Raw genomic sequence first — 23,472 nt, 5'->3', positions numbered from 1 at the left:
TGCTTTGCCGTCATCTTGATCTTTGCGTCTCTTGTTGCAACAAAATCCGCCGTAAATCCCGCCATTCGGCTTCGTCCATGCTGTCGGCTGCCAGCCATAAATGTTGCCGTTTACCGCTATCAGAACGTAAACGCAGCATCATGCCGCTCTTAATCATCCACGGCGCTTTGACGATGCTCCACTCCTGCCCTTGCCAACGCAAACGCCCGTCCATCAACAGGCGAATTTCCCCCTGGCGAGCATTAATGCGCCGCTGGCTGCGAACGCAATCAAACACCACCAGCGAAAGTAACACCATCCATAACGGGGTGTAACTGAGCGGCCAGGGCATGAGTAAAATAACAGCGGCAACCAGCCCATGAAGCAGCAAGGAAAGCCACTGCGCGCGCCAGGAGACGCGCAAATCAGATTGCCACAGGACCACGTTCCCGGTTCCGTGTCTGGATGAGTCGGACCATCATTTCCAATTCTGCATCGGCCGGTTTACCGTGATTCATCAGCCAGTTGAACAGGTCTGGATCGTCACATTCCAGCAGACGAATAAAGATGCGTTTTTCGTCATCGCTTAAGCTGTCATACTCATGTTCGAAAAACGGCATGATTGAAATATCGAGTTCGCGCATACCACGGCGGCATGCCCAATGAATGCGGGCTTTGTTGTTAATGTCCATCTTCTTCCTGTCTCACGAAAATCCAGTACCCCGCTATTGTAACGTGTTTTTCGACTTCTTTTACGGGAATATCAGTAAACACAATCGCGATCGCGAAATTAATTCACAACAATTCAAGGGCTTCATTTTTTTGGAAGTCGCCTCGCAGAAGGCACAGATCGCGTAGTGAAAGCACTTGCATTGCCTCATAGCTCTTTTACCATTAGTCATTAATACGCCGTTAAGCAACTCAGGACTCTATTATGGCTTTTACACCTTTTCCTCCCCGTCAGCCTACGGCTTCTGCCCGTTTACCGCTGACACTGATGACGCTTGATGACTGGGCGCTTGCCACCATTACTGGCGCGGACAGCGAAAAATATATGCAGGGTCAGGTGACAGCAGACGTCAGCCAGATGACAGAAGATCAGCACCTGCTGGCCGCCCATTGCGACGCCAAAGGTAAAATGTGGAGCAATTTACGTCTGTTCCGCGACGGCGATGGCTTTGCGTGGATTGAACGGCGCAGCGTGCGTGAACCGCAGCTGACTGAACTGAAAAAATATGCGGTATTCTCTAAAGTGACCATCGCGCCAGACGACGAGCGTGTGCTGCTTGGTGTTGCCGGTTTTCAGGCGCGCGCCGCGCTGGCAAACCTCTTTAGTGTATTACCTTCGAAGGAAAAGCAGGTTATCAGAGAAGATGCGACTACCCTGCTATGGTTTGAACACCCGGCAGAACGTTTCCTGATCGTAACCGATGAAGCTACTGCCAATATGCTGACCGATAAACTGCGCGGTGAAGCGGAACTGAACAATAGCCAACAGTGGCTGGCATTAAACATTGAAGCGGGTTTCCCGGTGATTGATGCCGCCAACAGCGGGCAGTTTATTCCACAGGCGACCAATCTCCAGGCGCTGGGCGGTATCAGCTTTAAGAAAGGCTGCTATACCGGACAAGAGATGGTGGCGCGAGCAAAATTCCGTGGTGCCAACAAACGCGCGCTCTGGTTGCTGACAGGTAGTGCCAGCCGACTGCCGGAAGCTGGTGAAGATTTAGAGCTGAAAATGGGCGAGAACTGGCGTCGCACCGGTACGGTGCTGGCTGCGGTAAAACTGGAAGATGGTCAGGTCGTGGTACAGGTCGTCATGAATAACGATATGGAACCGGACAGCATCTTCCGCGTGCGTGACGATGCGAATACACTGCATATCGAGCCGCTGCCGTATTCGCTCGAAGAGTAAATCTCTGTATCGCATCAGGCATTTATCGCCTGATGCGACGCTGACGCGTCTTATCATGCCTACAAAGGCATACCCATTACGCCTGCCCAATATACAAATAGATCGCCAGAAAGTGGCACACACTACCGCCGAGCACGAAGCCGTGCCAGATGGCATGGTTGTATGGAATGCGTTTGCAGACGTAGAAAATCACCCCGAGCGAATAAACCACGCCGCCTACCGCCAGTAAGGTAACGCTGCCCGCCGCGAGCTTAACTGCCATTTCATAAATTACCACCAGCGACAGCCAGCCCATCGCCAGATAGGTCACCAGAGATAAAATTTTGAATCGGTGCGCGATGGTCAGTTTAAACAGAATACCCAGCAATGCCAGGCTCCAGATAACAATCATCAACCCGCGCGCTAACGGAGAATCCAGCCCCACCAGCAAAAACGGCGTGTAGGTTCCGGCAATCAACAGGTAAATAGCGCAATGGTCAAATTTCTTCAGCCACATTTTTGCCCGTTGATGAGGAATGGCGTGATAGAGCGTCGAAGCGAGGAACAGCAGGATCATACTGCCGCCATAGAGGCTGTAGCTGGTTATCGCTGTGGCGCTGGCATTAAGATCCACCGCCTGAACCAGTAGCAACACCAGCCCAACGATACCAAACACCAACCCAATGCCGTGACTGACGCTGTTGGCTATTTCCTCTGCCAGTGAATATCCCTGCTTAATGAGGGGCTTCTGAACCATAACTTACTCCGGAGAAACGTACACGCACATGTATACCTCTCCAGCGTAACTGAGAATAGTTCCAGTGAACACCTGTTAGCTAAAATAAATTCTGATTTGAGACTAATCTCCTAAAAATCATGAAATTAAATGCGAAATTTCAACTAACAGGCGTGAGTTCAATTTAAAGACATTTAAATTCAATCACATAAAATTGTGTCTGACCGGGATAGATGTCAGCAATGACTTTTTTCAGTTCAGTCAGGGTCATATTTTCCTGCTCTGCATGTTTTTCCGTCAGCGTATCCAGCGTTACGGTTGAGGTTGCGGTGACTTCAATCGTGCAAAAATAACCGTCATCTTCAAAACGTCCGACACGAAGCACATCACCCGTTTTGAAGTGCGATTCAGACTCGTCGCGGATGGTGATGGTTTTACGCCCAGCCAGAATGTCATCCTGGAAACGTTGAAAAAAAGTGATGTCGTTTGGCTGCATGGTACTATTTCCTGTAAGAATTGACTCATCTGGAGCCTATGATAGTGAAAAAACTCACCTTACCGAAAGATTTCTTATGGGGCGGCGCAGTTGCCGCTCATCAGGTCGAAGGCGGCTGGAACAAAGGCGGAAAAGGGCCGAGCATTTGTGACGTTCTGACCGGTGGCGCACACGGCGTGCCGCGCGAAATCACCAAAGAAGTCTTGCCAGGAAAATACTATCCAAACCATGAAGCCGTTGATTTTTATGGTCACTATAAGGAAGACATCAAGCTATTTGCCGAAATGGGCTTCAAATGTTTTCGTACATCCATTGCCTGGACGCGCATTTTTCCAAAAGGCGATGAAGCTCAGCCAAACGAAGAAGGGCTGAAGTTCTACGATGATATGTTCGATGAACTGCTGAAATACAACATCGAACCGGTGATCACCCTCTCCCACTTTGAAATGCCGCTGCATCTGGTGCAGCAATACGGTAGCTGGACCAACCGTAAAGTGGTTGATTTCTTTGTACGTTTCGCGGAAGTGGTATTTGAACGCTATAAGCACAAAGTCAAATACTGGATGACCTTCAACGAAATTAACAACCAGCGTAACTGGCGTGCACCGCTGTTCGGTTACTGCTGCTCCGGCGTGGTGTATACCGAGCATGAAAACCCGGAAGAGACGATGTATCAGGTGCTGCATCACCAGTTTGTCGCCAGCGCCCTGGCGGTGAAAGCTGCGCGTCGCATTAACCCGGAGATGAAAGTCGGCTGTATGCTGGCGATGGTGCCGCTCTATCCTTACTCCTGTAACCCGGACGATGTGATGTTCGCTCAGGAGTCGATGCGCGAACGCTACGTCTTTACCGATGTGCAGCTACGCGGCTATTACCCGTCCTATGTGTTGAACGAGTGGGAGCGTCGCGGATTTAACATCAAAATGGAAGACGGCGATCTGGATGTGCTGCGTGAAGGCACCTGCGATTATCTTGGTTTCAGCTATTACATGACCAATGCAGTGAAGGCCGAAGGCGGCACCGGCGATGCGATCTCTGGTTTTGAAGGCAGCGTACCAAACCCGTATGTTAAAGCATCTGACTGGGGCTGGCAGATTGATCCAGTAGGTCTGCGCTATGCACTTTGCGAACTGTATGAGCGTTATCAGAGGCCGCTGTTTATTGTCGAAAACGGTTTTGGCGCTTACGACAAAGTGGAAGAAGATGGCAGCATCAACGACGACTACCGCATTGACTACCTGCGCGCCCATATCGAAGAGATGAAAAAAGCGGTGACTTACGATGGCGTGGATCTGATGGGCTACACACCGTGGGGCTGCATCGACTGCGTGTCGTTCACCACCGGGCAGTACAGCAAACGCTACGGCTTTATCTATGTGAATAAACATGACGACGGTACTGGCGATATGTCGCGTTCACGTAAGAAGAGCTTTAACTGGTACAAAGAGGTGATTGCCAGCAACGGCGAGAAGCTTTAAGTCGATGAAGTACCGGATGCAATACTTGTTGCATCCGGTCAGACAACTTCCCTGTTTTATTTCCCGCCCGCCAAATCGATAAAACTTCCCGTGACGTAAGAGGCTTTATCACTTAGTAGCCAGACAATGGCCTGCGCGACCTCTTCTGCCTGTCCACCACGCTGCATGGGGATGTTCGACTTAACGCGATCGACGCGTCCAGGCTCGCCGCCGCTGGCGTGCATTTCGGTATAAATAAACCCTGGCCGCACGCAGTTAACGCGGCTCCCCTGCGCGGCGACTTCCAGCGATAGTCCGGTGGTTAACGTATCAATCGCCCCTTTCGATGCCGCGTAATCAACATATTCCCCTGGCGAACCCAACCGTGAGGCCACCGAAGAGACATTGACGATAGCGCCGCCACTGCCACCATTTTTAAGCGCCATGCGTTTTACCGCCTCGCGGCAGCAGAGAAAATATCCCGTCACGTTGGTGGAAAGTACTCGGTTGATTCGCTCTGCGGTAAGGTTTTCAACGGTGCACTGGGTAAACAAGATCCCGGCGTTATTGACCAGCGCTGCTAGCGGTTCATCGTGCTGATCGATTGCTGTAAACATCGCAACGACCTGGTTTTCGTCGCTGATATCCGCTTGGAGCACGAATGCTTTGCCACCGGCTTGCGTTATTAAGTTCATCACTTCCTGCGCCGCGTGGAGGTTTTGCTGATAATTAACCGCCACCGTATACCCTTCTTGCGCCAACAGTAATGCAGTTGCCCGCCCGATGCCGCGACTGCCACCAGTCACAAGTGCTATAGCCATTTGTTTTTCCGAGAAAAATTAATTCGTTGACGTATCTTTGAGATTGCTAACAAACTGGCTCAATCTTCAATGTTGGCACGCTTTTCCCCCTCGCCCTTTCAGGGAGAGGGCCGTGGTGAGGGTAAATATTCGCGCCAGTGCCGGCCTGTTCCCCTCACCCTAACCCTCTCCCCAAAGGGGCGAGGGGACTGTCTGAGCACTTTTGTACTTTGTCATCTGACTAAAAAGGCGCCGAAGCGCCTTTAGAAAATAGTCGAATCAGTGAATTACTGGTATTCGCTAATCGGTACGCAGGAGCAGAACAGGTTACGGTCGCCGTAAACATCATCCAGACGTTTCACTGTCGGCCAGTATTTGTCTGCCACACCTGCCGGGAATACCGCAACTTCACGGCTGTACGGATGCGCCCACTCGGCGACCAGTTCGCTCTGAATGTGCGGCGCGTTCACCAGCGGGTTATCTTCCAGCGGCCAGACACCGGCTTTCACCTGGTCAATTTCTGCGCGGATAGCCAGCATCGCGTCGATAAAGCGATCCAGTTCCACTTTGCTTTCAGATTCAGTCGGTTCAACCATCAGCGTACCCGCCACCGGGAACGACATCGTCGGCGCGTGGAAACCGTAGTCGATCAGGCGCTTGGCAATATCCAGCTCGCTGATGCCGGTTTCTTCTTTCAGCGGGCGAATATCGAGAATACATTCGTGCGCCACGCGACCGTCGCGACCGGTATACAGCACCGGGAAGGCATCCTGCAGGCGGCTGGCAATATAGTTGGCGCTGAGGATTGCCACCTGGCTTGCTTTTTTCAGCCCTTCTGCGCCCATCATGCGGATGTACATCCAGCTGATTGGCAGGATAGAGGCGCTACCGAACGGTGCCGCAGAAACCGCGCCCTGACGGGTTAACATGCCTTCGATTTGCACCACGCTATGACCCGGTACAAACGGTGCCAAATGCGCTTTCACGCCGATCGGTCCCATACCCGGACCACCACCGCCGTGCGGAATGCAGAAAGTTTTATGTAGGTTAAGGTGTGAAACGTCCGCACCAATAAAGCCCGGCGAGGTGATGCCAACCTGGGCGTTCATGTTCGCGCCATCAAGGTAAACCTGACCGCCGAACTGATGCACGACTTCACACACTTCACGGATCGTTTCTTCATACACGCCGTGGGTAGAAGGATAAGTCACCATGATACAGGAGAGGTTATCGCCCGCCTGTTCCGCTTTCGCGCGCAGATCAGTCAGATCGATGTTGCCGTTTTTATCACACGCCACAACCACCACCTGCATTCCTGCCATATGTGCAGAAGCGGGGTTAGTTCCGTGCGCAGAAGCCGGGATCAGGCAGATATCGCGATGCCCTTCGTTGCGGCTTTCATGATAATGACGAATCGCCAGCAGGCCCGCGTATTCGCCCTGTGCGCCAGAGTTCGGCTGCATACAAACGGCGTCGTAACCGGTCAGTTTCACCAGCCAGTCAGCCAGCTGCGCAATCATCTGCTGATAACCTTCGGCCTGCTCCGGCGGGCAGAACGGGTGCAGTTCGGCAAATTCCGGCCAGGTGATTGGGATCATCTCGGCGGCGGCGTTCAGTTTCATGGTGCAGGAACCCAGCGGGATCATCGCCTGATTCAGCGCCAGATCTTTACGCTCCAGCGAGTGCATATAGCGCATCATTTCGGTTTCGCTGTGGTAGCGATTAAACACCGGATGGGTGAGGATTTCGTCGTCGCGCAGCATCGCAGGTTGAATAGAGCGGCTGTCGTGAGCCACGTCTTTGTCCAGCGTGTCGATGTCCAGGCCGTGGTTATCCCCCAGCAGTACGCTGAAAAGCTGCATCACGTTTTCGCGCGTGGTGGTTTCATCAAGGGTGATCCCAACCGCGTTCAGGATATCGCTACGCAGGTTGATTTCAGCCGCTTCGGCACGCGTCAGTACGCCCGCCTTGTCGGCCACTTCCACACACAGAGTGTCGAAATAGTGCGCATGGCGCAGCTTCAGACCTTTTTGTTGCAGGCCTGCCGCCAGGATATCGGTCAGACGGTGAATGCGGTTAGCGATACGTTTCAGGCCAACCGGGCCGTGATAAACGGCATACAGGCTGGCGATGTTTGCCAGCAGTACCTGGGAAGTACAAATGTTGGAGTTCGCTTTCTCACGACGAATATGTTGCTCGCGAGTCTGCATCGCCATGCGCAGAGCGGTGTTGCCAGCTGCATCTTTCGATACACCGATAATACGGCCCGGCATTGAGCGTTTGTATTCATCTTTCGCCGCAAAGAATGCCGCGTGTGGGCCACCGTAGCCCATCGGCACGCCGAAGCGTTGCGCCGAACCAAAAACAATATCCGCGCCCTGTTTACCCGGCGCAGTTAACAGCACCAGCGCCATAATATCGGCGGCAACGCTGACCACAATTTTGCGTGATTTCAGTTCGCTAATAAGCGCAGTGTAGTCGTGAATTTCACCGGTAGTGCCTACCTGCTGTAACAGCACGCCGAAGACGTCCTGATGGTCGAGCACTTTTTGCGCGTCATCGACAATCACTTCAAAACCAAAGGTTTCGGCACGAGTACGGACCACATCCAGCGTTTGCGGATGCACATCGGAAGCCACGAAGAAGCGGTTGGCATTTTTCAGTTTGCTGACGCGTTTCGCCATCGCCATTGCTTCGGCGGCAGCGGTGGCCTCGTCCAGAAGAGAAGCAGAGGCCATATCCAGTCCAGTCAAATCCAGCGTTACCTGCTGGAAGTTGAGCAGTGCTTCAAGGCGGCCCTGGGAGACTTCAGGTTGATACGGAGTGTACGCGGTATACCAGCCCGGATTTTCCAGCATGTTACGCAGGATAACCGGCGGTAGCTGCACGGCGGTGTAACCCATGCCGATGTAAGACGTGAAGCGTTTATTGCGACTGGCAATAGCCTTGAGTTCTGCCAGTGCGGCGTATTCGGTCGCCGGTGCGCCAACCTGCGGTGGTGTCGCAAGCTGAATATCTTTCGGCACAATCTGGCCGGTCAGCGCGTTTAACGATTGTGCACCAACGGCATTCAGCATTTCTTGCTGTTGCGCGGCGTCCGGTCCGATATGGCGTTCAATAAAAGCGCCGCTGTTTTCAAGCTGGCTTAACGTCTGTGTCATGAGCGATGGTTCCTGAAACGTGCAGTGAATTGTGAACCTCTCTCCTTACGAAGAGAGTGAGGGTGAGGCATAAATTTTCCTCACCCTGATCCTCTCCCGCAGAAGAGGAATAAAGCCGTTACTCGTCTTCTAACAATGCTTCGTATGCGGTCGCATCCAGCAGTGATTCCAGTTCGCTTTCATCGCTGGCTTTGATTTTAAAGATCCAGCCACCTGCATACGGTTCGCTGTTCACCAGTTCCGGGGAATCGCTCAGTGCGTCGTTTACCGCCACGATTTCACCGCTTACTGGCGCATAAATGTCTGACGCCGCTTTTACTGATTCGGCAACCGCGCAGTCATCGCCCGCGCTAACCGTTGCGCCCACTTCCGGCAGGTCAACAAACACCATATCGCCTAACAGCTCCTGAGCATGTTCGGTAATACCAACGGTGTAAGTGCCGTCGGCTTCTTTACGCAGCCATTCGTGTTCTTTGCTGTATTTCAGTTCTGCTGGTACGTTGCTCATCAATCAATCTCCAAAAAAGTAAATCACGCGACGGCTTTGCCGTTACGCACAAAAACAGGTTTTGTCACTTTAACCGGCATTTCACGGTTGCGAATTTGCACAATCGCCGTTTCGCCAATACCTTCCGGCACGCGCGCCAGCGCAATGCTGTAACCCAGCGTCGGGGAGAAAGTACCGCTGGTGATAATGCCTTCATGCTGGTTGCCCTGCGCATCGGTAAAGCGTACCGGCAGTTCATTACGCAGCACGCCTTTTTCGGTCATCACCAGACCAACCAGTTTTTCTGTACCATGCTCACGCTGCACTTCCAGGGCTTCACGACCGATAAAGTCACGATCTGCCGGTTCCCAGGCGATAGTCCAGCCCATGTTGGCGGCTAAAGGAGAAATAGTTTCGTCCATCTCCTGACCATAAAGATTCATGCCCGCTTCCAGACGCAGCGTGTCACGCGCGCCCAAGCCACATGGCTTAACACCCGCTTCCACCAGCGCACGCCAGAAATCGGCCGCTTTTTCATTGGGCAGCGCAATTTCATAGCCCGCTTCACCGGTATAACCAGTGGTGGCAATAAACAGATCGCCCGCCTGCACGCCAAAGAACGGTTTCATCCCTTCCACCGCCTGACGCTGGGCGTCATTAAACAGTGTGGCAGCTTTTGCCTGCGCATTCGGCCCTTGCACGGCAATCATGGAAAGGTCATCACGAACGGTAATTTCGATGCCGAAAGGTTCAGCGTGTTGGGTAATCCAGGATAGGTCTTTTTCGCGGGTGGCGGAGTTAACAACGAGGCGGAAGAAATCTTCAGTAAAGTAGTAGACGATGAGGTCATCTATCACACCGCCAGAGGCATTCAACATCCCCGAGTAAAGGGCTTTGCCGCTTTTGGTGAGCTTCGCCACATCGTTCGCCAGCAGATAACGCAGAAACTCCCGGGTGCGGCTGCCGCGGAGATCGACGATGGTCATATGTGACACATCAAACATTCCGGCATCGGTACGTACCGCATGATGTTCGTCGATTTGCGAACCGTAATGCAGCGGCATCATCCAGCCGTGGAAATCCACCATGCGAGCGCCGCAAAGCGTGTGTTGTTCGTACAAAGGAGTCTGTTGTGCCATCTTGTCCTCATTGAATAAGCGGGGCTGACAACTTTTCATGGTGAAATTATCACCACGAAACCCAGCATCGGAGCCACTCCCGGTCCCCAACGCAATCGTTCTCTTTTGCCTGAACTTACCACCGAAACAGACTGTTAACCATAAGGTAAAATTGATCATCACATTAGCTTATGGTTAAAAAACGCCAAAATCGCGACAGAATAAAAAACCAAAAAATACACCAGTTTCTATATAAAGATGATGCCATTAGAAAGCTAATTTGAATAAGGCAATATTAAGAACTAAAAAAATGTCAAAAAACACTAAATCAAAAAATAATGACATTAGAAAATATAATGCGAAAACGGAGGTGAAATTAGTTTATTTCAAATGAGGAAAATCTCCCGGCGAAAAAACCGGGAGATGAAAGTGTGATGGGTATCAAATAAACAGCAGAAGAGAAATTTTTAACGCAGCCATTCAGGCAAATCGTTTAATCCCATTGCCTGGCGGATAAGTTGCGGCTTAACGCCAGGAAGCGTGTCGGCCAGTTTCAAACCAATATCACGCAGCAGTTTTTTCGCCGGATTGGTACCGGAAAACAGATCGCGGAATCCCTGCATACCAGCCAGCATCAGCGCCGCACTGTGCTTGCGGCTACGCTCATACCGGCGCAGGTAAATGTACTGCCCGATGTCTTTCCCCTGATGATGCAACCGTTTCAGTTCAGCAATCAGCTCTGCAGCATCCATAAAGCCGAGATTTACTCCCTGCCCCGCCAGCGGGTGAATGGTATGCGCGGCGTCGCCCACCAGCACCAGACGGTGCGCGGCAAACTGGCGCGCATAACGCCCCGTCAGTGGGAACACCTGACGCGCGCTCTCAACCTTGCATAAGCCCAGGCGATTATCAAAAGCGATATTTAACGCGCGATTAAATTCATCTTCACTTGCCTGCTGCATCCGCTGCGCTTCCTCTGGCGACAGTGACCAGACAATTGAGCAAAGATGCGGATCGCTAAGCGGTAAAAAGGCCAGAATGCCTTCGCCATGGAAAACCTGCCGCGCCACCGCATCATGCGGTTCTTCCGTGCGAATGGTCGCTACCAGCGCGTGATGCTGATAATCCCAGAAAGTCAGCGGAATATCTGCTTTGTTGCGCAACCAGGAATTAGCACCGTCCGCGCCAATCACCAGACGCGCCGTTAACATGCTGCCATCTTTCAGCGTCAGGAAAGTTTCATTTTCTCCCCAAGCGACCTGCTGTAATTCTGCGGGGGCCAACAGAGTGATATCTGACGACTGCTGCGCTTTGTTCCACAGCGTGTAGTGAATCACTGAGTTTTCAACGATATGCCCAAGATGGCTATAGCCCATGCTTTGATCGTCAAACGAAATGTGACCAAAACTGTCTTTGTCCCACACTTCCATACCGTGATAACAACTGGCCCTACGAGAGAGAATGTCCTGCCAGACGCCAAGACGGGTGAGTAATTTTTCGCTGGCGGCATTGATAGCCGAAACGCGCAGTTGTGGTGGTGCATCCGCCGCCAGAGGTTCCGGTACGCGCTGCTCCAGTACGGCAACGCGTAAGCCGCTCCCCTGTAAGCCGCAGGCAACCGCCAGCCCCACCATGCCGCCACCAACAATGGCTACATCAACACTTTGCATTGTTTATTCCTTAAAACCGCCTTCAACGCGCCACCCAACCGAGGGTGCGCTGCGCCAGCACATCGCGTGCCGGGGTGAATAATTCCATCGTCATCAGTCCGATGTTGCGCCCGACAACCAGCGGTGCCCAACGGTTGGCAAAAAGATGTACCAGGCTGTCCGTGACGCCGATGGTTGCTTCGCGATCGCTCTGTCGACGCTGCTGATAACGGCACAATACGCCGTAATCCCCCATGTCTTCTCCGCGCTCCTGCGCCTGAGTCAGGGTTTCCGCAAGACTCATCACATCTCGCATACCGAGGTTGAACCCTTGCCCGGCAATCGGGTGCAGGGTTTGCGCCGCATTGCCCACCAGCACGGTACGATGGGTAATAGCTCTGGCGGCGCGGGTTAACGCCAGCGGATAAGCACTGCGTTTACCGGCGTGGGTAATTTTTCCAAGTCGCCAGCCAAAGGCCGACTGGAGCTCACGGCAAAACTTCTCGTCACTCCACGACAGCACCTCTTCGCGCCGTTCCAGTGGATGACACCAGACCAGCGAACAGCGTCCGTCAGACATCGGCAACATCGCCAGCGGGCCATGTTGCGTGAAGCGTTCAAAAGCGCGGCCTTCGTGCGCAACAGAAGTAGCAACGTTGGCAATCACTGCCAGTTGTTCGTAAGGCTCCTGCTGCCAGTCAACGCCGCACGCGGTGGCTAACGCTGAATGGGTGCCATCAGCGGCTACCAGCACGCGGCCCGTCAGCGTCTCGCCACTCTCCAGCGTCACTTCAACGTGACTCTGAGTACGGGCAACGTTAGCCACGCGATCAGGGCAATGCAGCGTTACGCCAGGTGCTTTACGCAGCAATGCAAACAGCCGTTGCCCGACATTGTGCAATTCGACAACCTGTCCCAGCGCCGCCAGTTGGTAATCTTCTGCGGCGAGGGTGACAAATCCAGCGTGACCACGATCGCTGACATGCACGGTGGTGATGGCAGTTGCGCAATCCGCCAGAGATTGCCAGACGCCGATGCGCGCCAGTTGCTGACAGGTACCCGCCGCCAGCGCTATCGCTCGTCCATCAAAGCCCGGATGAGCATGTGACTCTGGCGCAGTCGCTTCAATCAAATGTACCGGCAGCGCCCCGTGACTTAACCGGGAAATAGCCAGCGCCAGCGTCGCGCCCGCCATGCCGCCACCGACGATGATTACGCTCATTGCTTTCTCGCAGCAGCCATCAACGCTTCGATTTCTTCCGGCTTTTTCACCACGCTGGCGGTGAGGTTTTCGTTACCGGTTTCGGTAATCACAATGTCGTCTTCAATACGAATGCCGATACCGCGATATTGTTCTGGCACATCCGCATCCGGCGCGATATACAGACCAGGCTCTACGGTCAGTACCATCCCCGGTTCCAGAATGCGCGAGCGATCCTGACCATAAACGCCAACGTCATGGACATCCAGTCCTAACCAGTGGCTAAGGCCATGCATAAAGAAAGGACGATGGGCGTTCTGAGCGATCAGTTCATCAACATCACCTTTCAGGATGCCGAGTTTTACCAGGCCGCTAACCATGATGCGCACCACTTCACCAGTGACTTCCAGAATGGAAGTTCCCGGACGATACAGGCGCAGGCTGGTTTCGAGAGACTCCAGCACAATGTCGTAGATTTCACGCTGGGTCTGGGTGAATTTGCCGTTGACCGGGAAGGTGCGGGTAATATCGCCAGCGTAACCTTTGTATTCGCAACCCGCGTCAATCAACACCAGGTCGCCGTCGCGCATTTCACACTCGTTTTCGGTGTAGTGCAGAATGCAGCCGTTTTCACCGCTGCCGACAATGGTGTTATAGGACGGATAGCGCGCACCGTGGCGGTTAAATTCGTGGTGAATTTCGCCTTCCAGATGGTACTCGAACATTCCCGGACGGCATTTTTCCATCGCCCGGGTATGTGCCATGGCGGTGATTTCTCCCGCGCGGCGGAGTACGGCAATCTCTTCTGGCGATTTGAACAGGCGCATTTCATGAACAACAGGACGCCAGTCGATCATCGTTGCCGGTGCGGTGAGATTTTGCCGCGAACCTTTACGCAGTTTTTCCAGCGCACTGTTCACGATTTCATCAGCATATGCATATTCGCCCTGGGCATGGTAAACCACATCCAGGCCGTTAAGTAGTTGATAAAGTTGCTGATTGATTTCGCTGAATGCCAGTGCGCGGTCAACGCCCAGTTTCTCTGGCGCGGCATCCTGGCCTAAGCGACGGCCAAACCAGATCTCCGCCGTCAGGTCGCGAACGCGGTTAAACAGAACGCTGTGGTTATGAGTGTCATCGCTTTTAATCAGCACCAGCACCGCTTCCGGTTCGTTAAAGCCGGTGAAGTACCAGAAGTCACTGTTCTGACGATAGGGGTATTCGCTGTCGGCGCTACGTGTTACTTCTGGTGCAGCAAAAATCAGCGCGGCGCTGCCGGGTTGCATTTGCTCCACCAGGGCCTGACGGCGACGCTGAAACTCTTGCCGGGATATCTCACTCATAACACTCTCCTTACGTTTTTTGTTTTTAGTGTAGAGTCGGTTTTTGTACTTCTGGCGCGGTCGGTTGCGGATGAGTAAAGGTGTCGTGGCATAACAGCGCGGCAACACGAACGTATTCGATGATCTCTTCAAGCGACATTTCAAGCTCTTCCTGATCTTCGTCTTCGTCGTAACCCAGTTGCGCAATGTTACGCAGATCGTCGATAGCTTCACCGGTTTCGCCGGTCACTTTATCCAGCTTCGGTTGCGTAACGCCAAGACCAAGCAGGAAGTGATTGACCCAACCTGCCAATGCATCAGCCCGATCGAAAACGCTGACATCATCGCCATCAGGCAGATAAAGCTGAAAAAGGAAGCCGTCATCCTGCAGGGCATCGCTGGTGGCAGAGTGCATTTTACGCAGTGCCTGTGCCAGCTCATGACCGAAAGCCATGCCTTCGTTCGTCAGGTCGTGAAGTAGCGGTAGCCATGAGCTGTCATCGTTACCGCCACATATCATCCCGCTGATTAAACCATGCATCTCAGCTGGGGTCAGACCCGTCCCTTGTTGGTTCAGATACTGGTTCATTTCGTTGTAACCAGGCATTTCGTTCTGTATAGACATAAGCATTCGTCGTCAAAGGGAGGAATATTCATGATATGCTACCACTTTGGGCCCTGGTGGACCAGAAAAGGGCTTGTCTCTTCTCATCAGGGTAGCTATAGTGTCGCCCCTTCGCAGACCATGGGTCTAAAGACGAAGGCAGCGCAGTCAATCAGCAGGAGGGTGGCATGTCTGCACAACCCGTCGATATCCAAATTTTTGGCCGTTCACTGCGTGTGAACTGCCCGCCTGACCAAAGGGATGCGTTGAATCAGGCAGCGGACGATCTGAACCAACGGTTGCAAGATCTGAAAGAACGCACTAGAGTCACAAATACTGAACAGTTGGTCTTCATTGCCGCATTGAATATCAGCTATGAGTTAGCGCAAGAAAAAGCGAAGACTCGTGACTACGCGGCAAGTATGGAACAGCGTATTCGGATGCTGCAGCAGACCATAGAACAAGCGTTACTTGAACAAGGTCGCATCACCGAAAAAACTAACCAAAACTTTGAATGACACTTTTCGGTTTACTGTGGTAGAGTAACCGTGAAGACAAAATTTCTCTGAGATGTTCGCAAGCGGGCCAGTCCCCTGAGCCGATATTTCATACCACAAGAATGTGGCGCTCCGCGGTTGGTGAGCATGCTCGGTCCGTCCGAGAAGCCTTAAAACTGCGACGACACATTCACCTTGAACCAAGGGTTCAAGGGTTACAGCCTGCGGCGGCATCTCGGAGATTCCCTTCTTATCTGGCACCAGCCATGACGCAACTACCAGAACTCCCACTGATATTATCCCGACAAGAAATCCGCAAAATGATTCGGCAACGTCGTCGTGCGTTAACGCCGGAACAACAGCAGGAAATGGGTCAACAAGCCGCTACCCGGATGATGACTTATCCCCCGGTGGTGATGGCACATACGGTCGCTGTATTCCTCTCTTTTGATGGCGAACTCGACACCCAGCCACTCATAGAACAACTCTGGCGCGCCGGTAAGCGCGTATATCTTCCAGTTTTGCATCCCTTTAGTGCCGGTAATTTGCTGTTCCTGAATTACCATCCGCAAAGCGAACTGGTGATGAACAGGTTGAAGATCCATGAGCCAAAATTGGATGTGCGTGACGTGCTCCCCCTTTCCCGATTAGACGTCCTGATCACCCCCCTGGTCGCCTTTGATGAGTACGGTCAGCGCCTGGGAATGGGCGGAGGTTTTTATGATCGGACCTTACAAAACTGGCAGCACTATAAAATGCAACCGGTGGGTTATGCGCATGATTGTCAGTTGGTGGAAAAACTCCCCGTTGAAGAGTGGGATATCCCACTGCCTGCGGTGGTTACACCGTCGAAAGTCTGGGAGTGGTAAGGGCGACACACCTGCATCGCCCTGATTGACATCGTTGATTCTTTGACCTAATTTAGTGAGTAAGGGTAAGGGAGGATTGCTCCTCCCCTGAGACTGACTGTTAATAAGCGCTGAAACTTATGAGTAACAGTACAATCAGTATGATGACAAGTCGCATCATAACCCTTCTCCTTCAAGCCCTCGCTTCGGTGAGGGCTTTACCGTTACAGCCCCATGCTGCCCTGCCATCGTAAATCCCCATTAAATAAACACAACGCATTGATCTGACTTTGATTTATTTTCTGGAGCAGACTCGCAAAGTAGAATGCGCAACGCGGCAACGGTGTGGAGAAGGGATAAAAAAACGGGCAAGTCAGTGACCTGCCCGTTGATTTTCAGAGAAGGGGAATTAGTACAGCAGACGGGCGCGAATGGTACCCGGAATAGCTTTCATTGCCTGCAGCGCTTTTTCGGCAACGTCTTCGTCGGCTTCAATATCAATAACTACATAACCCATCTGGGCGGAAGTTTGCAGATATTGCGCGGCGATGTTGACGCCCTGCTCGGCAAAAATTTTGTTGAGCGCAGTTAGCACGCCCGGACGGTTTTCGTGGATGTGCATCAGACGACGCCCACCGTGCAGTGGCAGCGAGACTTCCGGGAAGTTCACCGCAGAGAGCGTTGAGCCATTGTCAGAATACTTGATCAATTTACCCGCAACTTCCAGGCCGATATTCTCCTGCGCTTCCTGAGTCGAACCGCCAATGTGTGGCGTCAGAAGGACGTTGTCGAATTCACACAGCGGAGAGGTAAATGGATCGCTATTGGTCGCCGGTTCCGTCGGGAATACGTCGATTGCCGCCCCCGCCAGATGTTTGCTCGCCAGCGCATCACACAGCGCCGGAATATCCACCACAGTACCGCGCGAAGCATTAATCAGCAGCGAGCCGGGCTTCATTAGTGAAATTTCTTTCGCGCCCATCATATTTTTGGTGGACGGATTCTCTGGTACATGCAGACTCACCACATCGCTCATATTCAGCAGGTCAGAAAGATGCTGTACCTGAGTGGCGTTGCCCAGCGGCAGTTTATTTTCAATATCATAAAAGTAAACATACATTCCCAGCGATTCAGCCAGAATGCCCAATTGCGTACCAATATGACCGTAGCCGATGATACCCAGCTTTTTGCCGCGCGCTTCAAAAGAACCCGCCGCCAGTTTGTTCCACACGCCACGGTGCGCTTTAGCATTGGCTTCCGGCACGCCGCGCAATAGCAGCAGCAGTTCGCCAATCACCAGCTCCGCAACAGAGCGCGTATTTGAGAACGGTGCGTTAAATACCGGGATCCCGCGCTTTGCCGCCGCATCCAGATCAACCTGGTTTGTTCCGATACAGAAACAGCCAATAGCGACCAGTTTTTCTGCGGCGTTGATCACGTCTTCAGTCAGATGGGTACGGGATCGCAGGCCGATGAAGTGGGCATCGCGGATGGATTCTTTTAATTGTTCATCATCCAGCGCGCCTTTGTGAAATTCGATGTTGGTGTAACCAGCTGCACGAAGGCTTTCCAGCGCCTTTTGGTGCACGCCTTCTACCAGCAGAAACTTAATCTTGTCTTTCTCCAGCGATACCTTTGCCATTTACCCAATCCTGTCTTTTGAAATGTTGTGTGCGGATTTGCGTCCGCCTTTCAACATATCAAAAAATAATATTGCGGCAATATGAACGTTTGCGTCGCGATGTTGAGGAAATATCACGCAAAGGTAATTCTTGGATGAATATGCTGGTTTAGAAGATTTATTTAGAGCAATCGACAATAGCCAGGTAAAAACGTGACACATGTCACCAAATTTAATGAAGAGAATTTTTTTAACGGGGGAGGTTCCCCCGTCAGATCATTTCACAATGGTTTTGACACCGTCAGGTGTGCCAATCAGCGCAACGTCCGCGCCACGGTTAGCAAACAAGCCAACAGTCACCACGCCAGGAATCGCATTTATGGCGTTTTCCATCGCTATCGGGTCAAGGATTTCCATGCCGTGGACGTCGAGGATCACGTTGCCATTATCGGTCACCACGCCCTGACGGTATTCCGGACGACCGCCCAGTTTCACCAGCTGGCGCGCCACTGCACTACGTGCCATCGGGATAACTTCTACTGGCAGCGGGAATTTACCCAGAATATCAACCTGCTTGGAAGCGTCTGCAATACAGATAAATTTTTCTGCAACCGAAGCAATGATTTTTTCACGGGTCAGCGCCGCGCCGCCGCCTTTGATCATTTGCATGTGGCCGTTGATTTCATCTGCGCCATCAACGTAGATGCCAAGGCTGTCGACTTCGTTGAGATCAAAAACGTGAATGCCGAGGCTTTTCAGTTTTTCAGTGGAAGCATCTGAACTGGAAACGGCCCCTTCAATCTGGCCTTTCATTGTACCGAGCGCGTCAATAAAGTGTGCGGCGGTGGAACCTGTACCTACACCAACAATGGTGCCGGGCTGAACATACTGAAGTGCCGCCCATCCTACTGCTTTTTTCAATTCATCCTGCGTCATGATCGTTTCGCCTGTGGTATGAAATTTCACACGCATTATATACAAAAAAAGCGATTCAGACCCCGTTGGCAAGCCGCGTGGTTAACTCATCCATAAAATATCGCGCAATGGCAGGCATCCCCTTTCGCCCCGCAAATAAGGCATGCAACAATCTGGGTATGCCGCTCCACGGAGCAAACAGGCGCACCAGTTCACCGTTCACAAGCCCCTGTTTACAGGCAAATTGAGGCAATAACGCCACGCCATTCAACACAACCAGGGCGCGAACTCGCTGAGCGAAATGCATTAGCGCAAATCCCTGATCTTTTAAGCTGCGCGTTTAACCACGAATACAAATGTTACCCGCCGACGGCTTCGGTATATGCAACCTGACACAAAATTGTGTCATAGTGCAGGAAAAAGCATTTACCAGGAGCAGACAACAGCAATGAAACGCCCGGACTACAGAACATTACAGGCACTGGATGCGGTGATACGTGAACGAGGATTTGAGCGCGCGGCACAAAAGCTGTGCATTACACAATCAGCCGTCTCACAGCGCATTAAGCAACTGGAAAATATGTTCGGGCAGCCGCTGTTGGTGCGTACCGTACCGCCGCGCCCGACGGAACAAGGGCAAAAACTGCTGGCACTGCTGCGCCAGGTGGAGTTGCTGGAAGAAGAGTGGCTGGGCGATGAACAAACCGGTTCGACTCCGCTGCTGCTTTCACTGGCGGTCAACGCCGACAGTCTGGCGACGTGGTTGCTTCCTGCACTGGCTCCTGTGTTGGCTGATTCGCCTATCCGCCTCAACTTGCAGGTAGAAGATGAAACCCGCACTCAGGAACGTCTGCGCCGCGGCGAAGTGGTCGGCGCGGTGAGTATTCAACATCAGGCGCTGCCGAGTTGTCTTGTCGATAAACTTGGTGCGCTCGACTATCTGTTCGTCAGCTCAAAACCCTTTGCCGAAAAATATTTCCCTAACGGCGTAACGCGTTCGGCATTACTGAAAGCGCCAGTGGTCGCGTTTGACCATCTTGACGATATGCACCAGGCCTTTTTGCAGCAAAACTTCGATCTGCCTCCAGGCAGCGTGCCCTGCCATATCGTTAATTCTTCAGAAGCGTTCGTACAACTTGCTCGCCAGGGCACCACCTGCTGTATGATCCCGCACCTGCAAATCGAGAAAGAGCTGGCCAGCGGTGAACTGATTGACTTAACGCCTGGGCTATTTCAACGACGGATGCTCTACTGGCACCGCTTTGCTCCTGAAAGCCGCATGATGCGTAAAGTCACTGATGCGTTACTCGATTATGGTCACAAAGTCCTTCGTCAGGATTAATCTATCAAATAATGCCTGATAGCAGATATCAGGCGTTGTCCTCACTTCTTTTTGTATTCCTTGAATCACATCACAAAATAGACAAATCTCAGGCGGCAAAAAACGACGTCTGAATGCATTTTTTTTGCTGGCGACAAACCCACGTAAAAAGCTCACCGTAGGCGCAAATACCCTCATTTTGATTGCGTTTTACGGAGCAAATAATGTCTAACGTGCAGGAGTGGCAACAGCTTGCCAACAAGGAATTGAGCCGTCGGGAGAAAACTGTCGACTCGCTGGTTCATCAAACCGCGGAAGGGATCGCCATCAAGCCGCTGTATACCGAAGCCGATCTCGATAATCTGGAGGTGACAGGTACCCTTCCTGGTTTGCCGCCCTACGTTCGTGGCCCGCGTGCCACTATGTATACCGCCCAACCGTGGACCATCCGTCAGTATGCTGGTTTTTCAACAGCAAAAGAGTCCAACGCTTTTTATCGCCGTAACCTGGCCGCCGGGCAAAAAGGTCTTTCCGTTGCGTTTGACCTTGCCACCCACCGTGGCTACGACTCCGATAACCCGCGCGTGGCGGGCGACGTCGGCAAAGCGGGCGTCGCTATCGACACCGTGGAAGATATGAAAGTCCTGTTCGACCAGATCCCGCTGGATAAAATGTCGGTTTCGATGACCATGAATGGCGCAGTGCTACCAGTACTGGCGTTTTATATCGTCGCCGCAGAAGAGCAAGGTGTTACACCTGATAAACTGACCGGCACCATTCAAAACGATATTCTCAAAGAGTACCTCTGCCGCAACACCTATATTTACCCACCAAAACCGTCAATGCGCATTATCGCCGACATCATCGCCTGGTGTTCCGGCAACATGCCGCGATTTAATACCATCAGTATCAGCGGTTACCACATGGGTGAAGCGGGTGCCAACTGCGTGCAGCAGGTAGCATTTACGCTCGCTGATGGGATTGAGTACATCAAAGCAGCAATCTCTGCCGGACTGAAAATTGATGACTTCGCTCCTCGCCTGTCGTTCTTCTTCGGCATCGGCATGGATCTGTTTATGAACGTCGCCATGTTGCGTGCGGCACGTTATTTATGGAGCGAAGCGGTCAGTGGATTTGGCGCACAGGACCCGAAATCACTGGCGCTGCGTACCCACTGCCAGACCTCAGGCTGGAGCCTGACTGAACAGGATCCGTATAACAACGTTATCCGCACCACCATTGAAGCGCTGGCTGCGACGCTGGGCGGTACTCAGTCACTGCATACCAACGCCTTTGACGAAGCGCTTGGTTTGCCTACCGATTTCTCAGCACGCATTGCCCGCAACACCCAGATCATCATCCAGGAAGAATCAGAACTCTGCCGCACCGTCGATCCACTGGCCGGATCCTATTACATTGAGTCGCTGACCGATCAAATCGTCAAACAAGCCAGAGCTATTATCCAACAGATCGACGAAGCCGGTGGCATGGCGAAAGCGATCGAAGCAGGTCTGCCAAAACGAATGATCGAAGAGGCCTCAGCGCGCGAACAGTCGCTGATCGACCAGGGCAAGCGTGTCATCGTTGGTGTCAACAAGTACAAACTGGATCACGAAGACGAAACCGATGTACTTGAGATCGACAACGTGATGGTGCGTAACGAGCAAATTGCTTCGCTGGAACGCATTCGCGCCACCCGTGATGATGCCGCCGTAACCGCCGCGTTGAACGCCCTGACTCACGCCGCACAGCATAACGAAAACCTGCTGGCTGCCGCTGTTAATGCCGCTCGCGTTCGCGCCACCCTGGGTGAAATTTCCGATGCGCTGGAAGTCGCTTTCGACCGTTATCTGGTGCCAAGCCAGTGTGTTACCGGCGTGATTGCGCAAAGCTATCATCAGTCTGAGAAATCGGCCTCCGAGTTCGATGCCATTGTTGCGCAAACGGAGCAGTTCCTTGCCGACAATGGTCGTCGCCCGCGCATTCTGATCGCTAAGATGGGCCAGGATGGACACGATCGCGGCGCGAAAGTGATCGCCAGCGCCTATTCCGATCTCGGTTTCGACGTAGATTTAAGCCCGATGTTCTCTACACCTGAAGAGATCGCCCGCCTGGCCGTAGAAAACGACGTTCACGTAGTGGGCGCATCCTCACTGGCTGCCGGTCATAAAACGCTGATCCCGGAACTGGTCGAAGCGCTGAAAAAATGGGGACGCGAAGATATCTGCGTGGTCGCGGGTGGCGTCATTCCGCCGCAGGATTACGCCTTCCTGCAAGAGCGCGGCGTGGCGGCGATTTATGGTCCAGGTACACCTATGCTCGACAGTGTGCGCGACGTACTGAATCTGATAAGCCAGCATCATGATTAATGAAGCCACGCTGGCAGAAAGTATTCGCCGCTTACGTCAGGGTGAGTGTGCCACACTCGCCCAGGCCATGACGCTGGTGGAAAGCCGTCACCCGCGTCATCAGGCACTAAGTACGCAGCTGCTTGATGCCATTATGCCGTACTGCGGTAACACCCTGCGACTGGGCGTTACCGGCACCCCCGGCGCGGGGAAAAGTACCTTTCTTGAGGCCTTTGGCATGTTGTTGATTCGAGAGGGATTAAAGGTCGCGGTTATTGCGGTCGATCCCAGCAGCCCGGTCACTGGCGGTAGCATTCTCGGGGATAAAACCCGCATGAATGACCTGGCGCGTGCCGAAGCGGCGTTTATTCGCCCGGTACCATCCTCCGGTCATCTGGGCGGTGCCAGTCAGCGAGCGCGGGAATTAATGCTGTTATGCGAAGCAGCGGGTTATGACGTAGTGATTGTCGAAACGGTTGGCGTCGGGCAGTCGGAAACAGAAGTCGCCCGCATGGTGGACTGTTTTATCTCGTTGCAAATTGCCGGTGGCGGCGATGATCTGCAGGGCATTAAAAAAGGGCTGATGGAAGTGGCTGATCTGATCGTTATCAACAAAGACGATGGCGATAACCATACCAATGTCGCCATTGCCCGGCATATGTACGAGAGTGCCCTGCATATTCTGCGACGTAAATACGACGAATGGCAGCCACGGGTTCTGACTTGTAGCGCACTGGAAAAACGTGGAATCGATGAGATCTGGCACGCCATCATCGACTTCAAAACCGCGCTAACTGCCAGTGGTCGTTTACAACAAGTGCGGCAACAACAATCGGTGGAATGGCTGCGTAAGCAGACCGAAGAAGAAGTACTGAATCACCTGTTCGCGAATGAAGATTTCGATCGCTATTACCGCCAGACGCTTTTAGCGGTCAAAAACAATACGCTCTCACCGCGCACCGGCCTGCGGCAGCTCAGTGAATTTATCCAGACGCAATATTTTGATTAAAGGAATTTT

The 23,472-nt window shown here is 52.7% G+C and carries 24 protein-coding genes and 1 other RNA gene; 9 read left to right on the top strand and 16 right to left on the bottom strand.

Annotation, left to right across the window (positions count from 1 at the left end; translation table 11 throughout):
• Nucleotides 1-10: 10 nt before the first annotated feature.
• Nucleotides 11-424, bottom strand: a complete 414-nt coding sequence (locus ACJHX3_RS20350) for a protein YgfX (RefSeq protein WP_029701967.1) — start codon at nt 422-424, stop codon at nt 11-13.
• Nucleotides 405-671: an FAD assembly factor SdhE gene (sdhE, locus tag ACJHX3_RS20345; protein ID WP_000354046.1), complete on the bottom strand. Its 267-nt coding sequence runs from the start codon at nt 669-671 to the stop codon at nt 405-407. Before sdhE ends, ACJHX3_RS20350 begins: the two co-directional genes overlap by 20 nt.
• Nucleotides 672-913: 242 nt before the next feature.
• Between sdhE and ygfZ the strand changes: the two genes are divergently transcribed.
• Nucleotides 914-1,894 carry a tRNA-modifying protein YgfZ gene (gene ygfZ, locus ACJHX3_RS20340; protein ID WP_000886083.1) on the top strand — a complete coding sequence of 327 codons (981 nt, stop codon included), beginning with the start codon at nt 914-916 and terminating at the stop codon, nt 1,892-1,894.
• Nucleotides 1,895-1,970: 76 nt separating this feature from the next.
• Here the strand turns inward: ygfZ and trhA are convergent, their stop codons facing one another.
• Together trhA and yqfB are read right to left on the bottom strand one after the other, a co-directional pair.
• Nucleotides 1,971-2,630, bottom strand: coding sequence for a PAQR family membrane homeostasis protein TrhA (gene trhA, locus ACJHX3_RS20335; RefSeq protein WP_000250274.1), 660 nt, complete (start codon nt 2,628-2,630; stop codon nt 1,971-1,973).
• A gap of 163 nt (nt 2,631-2,793) precedes the next feature.
• The gene (yqfB, locus tag ACJHX3_RS20330; protein WP_001182957.1) at nt 2,794-3,105 is read right to left on the bottom strand and encodes a N(4)-acetylcytidine aminohydrolase; all 312 of its coding nucleotides are present in this window, start codon (nt 3,103-3,105) and stop codon (nt 2,794-2,796) included.
• Between the two features lie 44 nt (nt 3,106-3,149).
• Between yqfB and bglA the strand changes: the two genes are divergently transcribed.
• The gene (gene bglA / locus ACJHX3_RS20325; protein ID WP_001336277.1) at nt 3,150-4,583 is read left to right on the top strand and encodes a 6-phospho-beta-glucosidase BglA; all 1,434 of its coding nucleotides are present in this window, start codon (nt 3,150-3,152) and stop codon (nt 4,581-4,583) included.
• Between the two features lie 56 nt (nt 4,584-4,639).
• Here the strand turns inward: bglA and ACJHX3_RS20320 are convergent, their stop codons facing one another.
• The 4 genes from ACJHX3_RS20320 to gcvT form a co-directional block, all read right to left on the bottom strand.
• A complete protein-coding gene (locus tag ACJHX3_RS20320; RefSeq protein ID WP_021554523.1) occupies nt 4,640-5,383 on the bottom strand; it encodes an SDR family oxidoreductase in 744 nt (247 codons plus the stop codon).
• Between the two features lie 266 nt (nt 5,384-5,649).
• Nucleotides 5,650-8,523: an aminomethyl-transferring glycine dehydrogenase gene (gene gcvP / locus ACJHX3_RS20315; RefSeq protein ID WP_094308371.1), complete on the bottom strand. Its 2,874-nt coding sequence runs from the start codon at nt 8,521-8,523 to the stop codon at nt 5,650-5,652.
• A gap of 118 nt (nt 8,524-8,641) precedes the next feature.
• The gene (gene gcvH, locus ACJHX3_RS20310; RefSeq protein ID WP_001295377.1) at nt 8,642-9,031 is read right to left on the bottom strand and encodes a glycine cleavage system protein GcvH; all 390 of its coding nucleotides are present in this window, start codon (nt 9,029-9,031) and stop codon (nt 8,642-8,644) included.
• 23 nt (nt 9,032-9,054) lie between these two features.
• Nucleotides 9,055-10,149 (bottom strand): glycine cleavage system aminomethyltransferase GcvT, encoded by a 1,095-nt coding sequence (gene gcvT, locus ACJHX3_RS20305; protein ID WP_000068701.1) that lies wholly within the window; start codon nt 10,147-10,149, stop codon nt 9,055-9,057.
• 289 nt (nt 10,150-10,438) lie between these two features.
• Between gcvT and ACJHX3_RS20300 the strand changes: the two genes are divergently transcribed.
• A complete protein-coding gene (locus tag ACJHX3_RS20300) occupies nt 10,439-10,522 on the top strand; it encodes a hypothetical protein (protein WP_122056850.1) in 84 nt (27 codons plus the stop codon).
• Nucleotides 10,523-10,595: 73 nt separating this feature from the next.
• Here the strand turns inward: ACJHX3_RS20300 and ubiI are convergent, their stop codons facing one another.
• From ubiI to ygfB, 4 genes are read right to left on the bottom strand one after another with little or no spacing between them, the layout of a single operon-like run.
• The gene (gene ubiI / locus ACJHX3_RS20295) at nt 10,596-11,798 is read right to left on the bottom strand and encodes an FAD-dependent 2-octaprenylphenol hydroxylase (protein ID WP_094308370.1); all 1,203 of its coding nucleotides are present in this window, start codon (nt 11,796-11,798) and stop codon (nt 10,596-10,598) included.
• Nucleotides 11,799-11,820: 22 nt separating this feature from the next.
• Entirely contained in the window at nt 11,821-12,999 is a 1,179-nt protein-coding gene (gene ubiH, locus ACJHX3_RS20290) for a 2-octaprenyl-6-methoxyphenyl hydroxylase (protein WP_000111199.1), read from the bottom strand.
• On the bottom strand, nt 12,996-14,321 hold the full coding sequence (pepP, locus tag ACJHX3_RS20285) for a Xaa-Pro aminopeptidase (RefSeq protein ID WP_029701962.1): 1,326 nt from the start codon (nt 14,319-14,321) through the stop codon (nt 12,996-12,998). The genes ubiH and pepP overlap by 4 nt, the downstream gene beginning before the upstream one ends.
• 25 nt (nt 14,322-14,346) lie before the next feature.
• Complete coding sequence (ygfB, locus tag ACJHX3_RS20280; RefSeq protein WP_001295378.1) at nt 14,347-14,925, bottom strand: UPF0149 family protein YgfB; 579 nt, start codon at nt 14,923-14,925, stop codon at nt 14,347-14,349.
• Between the two features lie 167 nt (nt 14,926-15,092).
• Here ygfB and zapA point away from each other — a divergent pair, with 167 nt between their 5' ends.
• The 3 genes from zapA to ACJHX3_RS20265 all read left to right on the top strand — a co-directional run bounded on the left by zapA (nt 15,093) and on the right by ACJHX3_RS20265 (nt 16,270).
• Entirely contained in the window at nt 15,093-15,422 is a 330-nt protein-coding gene (zapA, locus tag ACJHX3_RS20275) for a cell division protein ZapA (protein WP_001276008.1), read from the top strand.
• 41 nt (nt 15,423-15,463) lie between these two features.
• Nucleotides 15,464-15,647: non-coding RNA, 6S RNA (ssrS, locus tag ACJHX3_RS20270), on the top strand.
• Between the two features lie 20 nt (nt 15,648-15,667).
• Nucleotides 15,668-16,270 (top strand): 5-formyltetrahydrofolate cyclo-ligase, encoded by a 603-nt coding sequence (locus ACJHX3_RS20265; protein WP_000192742.1) that lies wholly within the window; start codon nt 15,668-15,670, stop codon nt 16,268-16,270.
• A gap of 100 nt (nt 16,271-16,370) precedes the next feature.
• On the opposite strand, the gene ibsC is transcribed toward ACJHX3_RS20265, so the two are convergent.
• From ibsC to ACJHX3_RS20245, 4 genes are all read right to left on the bottom strand, one after another.
• Nucleotides 16,371-16,430, bottom strand: coding sequence for a type I toxin-antitoxin system toxin IbsC (gene ibsC / locus ACJHX3_RS20260; RefSeq protein ID WP_010723220.1), 60 nt, complete (start codon nt 16,428-16,430; stop codon nt 16,371-16,373).
• 228 nt (nt 16,431-16,658) lie between these two features.
• Nucleotides 16,659-17,891 carry a phosphoglycerate dehydrogenase gene (gene serA, locus ACJHX3_RS20255; protein WP_001151604.1) on the bottom strand — a complete coding sequence of 411 codons (1,233 nt, stop codon included), beginning with the start codon at nt 17,889-17,891 and terminating at the stop codon, nt 16,659-16,661.
• Between the two features lie 255 nt (nt 17,892-18,146).
• Nucleotides 18,147-18,806 (bottom strand): ribose-5-phosphate isomerase RpiA, encoded by a 660-nt coding sequence (gene rpiA, locus ACJHX3_RS20250; RefSeq protein WP_000189743.1) that lies wholly within the window; start codon nt 18,804-18,806, stop codon nt 18,147-18,149.
• A gap of 55 nt (nt 18,807-18,861) precedes the next feature.
• Complete coding sequence (locus ACJHX3_RS20245) at nt 18,862-19,092, bottom strand: hypothetical protein (RefSeq protein WP_001322018.1); 231 nt, start codon at nt 19,090-19,092, stop codon at nt 18,862-18,864.
• 141 nt (nt 19,093-19,233) lie between these two features.
• Here ACJHX3_RS20245 and argP point away from each other — a divergent pair, with 141 nt between their 5' ends.
• From argP to meaB, 3 genes are all read left to right on the top strand, one after another.
• Entirely contained in the window at nt 19,234-20,127 is an 894-nt protein-coding gene (argP, locus tag ACJHX3_RS20240) for a DNA-binding transcriptional regulator ArgP (RefSeq protein ID WP_000828351.1), read from the top strand.
• 203 nt (nt 20,128-20,330) lie between these two features.
• Nucleotides 20,331-22,475, top strand: a complete 2,145-nt coding sequence (gene scpA, locus ACJHX3_RS20235) for a methylmalonyl-CoA mutase (RefSeq protein ID WP_000073223.1) — start codon at nt 20,331-20,333, stop codon at nt 22,473-22,475.
• A complete protein-coding gene (gene meaB, locus ACJHX3_RS20230) occupies nt 22,468-23,463 on the top strand; it encodes a methylmalonyl Co-A mutase-associated GTPase MeaB (protein ID WP_094321964.1) in 996 nt (331 codons plus the stop codon). The genes scpA and meaB overlap by 8 nt, the downstream gene beginning before the upstream one ends.
• Nucleotides 23,464-23,472: the final 9 nt, after the last annotated feature.

The sequence above is a fragment of the Escherichia sp. WS1265 genome, from assembly GCF_046487585.1.
Lineage (GTDB): Bacteria > Pseudomonadota > Gammaproteobacteria > Enterobacterales > Enterobacteriaceae > Escherichia > Escherichia coli.
This window is presented reverse-complemented; position numbering and strand designations above follow the sequence as displayed.

Bases quoted from the DNA above. Each gene is read 5' to 3' on its own strand.
- sdhE (WP_000354046.1), bottom strand. From the start codon at position 671: ATGGACATTAACAACAAAGCCCGCATTCATTGGGCATGCCGCCGTGGT.
- ygfZ (WP_000886083.1), top strand. From the start codon at position 914: ATGGCTTTTACACCTTTTCCTCCCCGTCAGCCTACGGCTTCTGCCCGT.
- trhA (WP_000250274.1), bottom strand. From the start codon at position 2,630: ATGGTTCAGAAGCCCCTCATTAAGCAGGGATATTCACTGGCAGAGGAA.
- yqfB (WP_001182957.1), bottom strand. From the start codon at position 3,105: ATGCAGCCAAACGACATCACTTTTTTTCAACGTTTCCAGGATGACATT.
- ACJHX3_RS20320 (WP_021554523.1), bottom strand. From the start codon at position 5,383: ATGGCTATAGCACTTGTGACTGGTGGCAGTCGCGGCATCGGGCGGGCA.
- gcvP (WP_094308371.1), bottom strand. From the start codon at position 8,523: ATGACACAGACGTTAAGCCAGCTTGAAAACAGCGGCGCTTTTATTGAA.
- gcvH (WP_001295377.1), bottom strand. From the start codon at position 9,031: ATGAGCAACGTACCAGCAGAACTGAAATACAGCAAAGAACACGAATGG.
- gcvT (WP_000068701.1), bottom strand. From the start codon at position 10,149: ATGGCACAACAGACTCCTTTGTACGAACAACACACGCTTTGCGGCGCT.
- ACJHX3_RS20300 (WP_122056850.1), top strand. From the start codon at position 10,439: ATGTCAAAAAACACTAAATCAAAAAATAATGACATTAGAAAATATAAT.
- ubiI (WP_094308370.1), bottom strand. From the start codon at position 11,798: ATGCAAAGTGTTGATGTAGCCATTGTTGGTGGCGGCATGGTGGGGCTG.
- ubiH (WP_000111199.1), bottom strand. From the start codon at position 12,999: ATGAGCGTAATCATCGTCGGTGGCGGCATGGCGGGCGCGACGCTGGCG.
- pepP (WP_029701962.1), bottom strand. From the start codon at position 14,321: ATGAGTGAGATATCCCGGCAAGAGTTTCAGCGTCGCCGTCAGGCCCTG.
- ygfB (WP_001295378.1), bottom strand. From the start codon at position 14,925: ATGTCTATACAGAACGAAATGCCTGGTTACAACGAAATGAACCAGTAT.
- zapA (WP_001276008.1), top strand. From the start codon at position 15,093: ATGTCTGCACAACCCGTCGATATCCAAATTTTTGGCCGTTCACTGCGT.
- ACJHX3_RS20265 (WP_000192742.1), top strand. From the start codon at position 15,668: ATGACGCAACTACCAGAACTCCCACTGATATTATCCCGACAAGAAATC.
- serA (WP_001151604.1), bottom strand. From the start codon at position 17,891: ATGGCAAAGGTATCGCTGGAGAAAGACAAGATTAAGTTTCTGCTGGTA.
- rpiA (WP_000189743.1), bottom strand. From the start codon at position 18,806: ATGACGCAGGATGAATTGAAAAAAGCAGTAGGATGGGCGGCACTTCAG.
- ACJHX3_RS20245 (WP_001322018.1), bottom strand. From the start codon at position 19,092: ATGCATTTCGCTCAGCGAGTTCGCGCCCTGGTTGTGTTGAATGGCGTG.
- argP (WP_000828351.1), top strand. From the start codon at position 19,234: ATGAAACGCCCGGACTACAGAACATTACAGGCACTGGATGCGGTGATA.
- scpA (WP_000073223.1), top strand. From the start codon at position 20,331: ATGTCTAACGTGCAGGAGTGGCAACAGCTTGCCAACAAGGAATTGAGC.
- meaB (WP_094321964.1), top strand. From the start codon at position 22,468: ATGATTAATGAAGCCACGCTGGCAGAAAGTATTCGCCGCTTACGTCAG.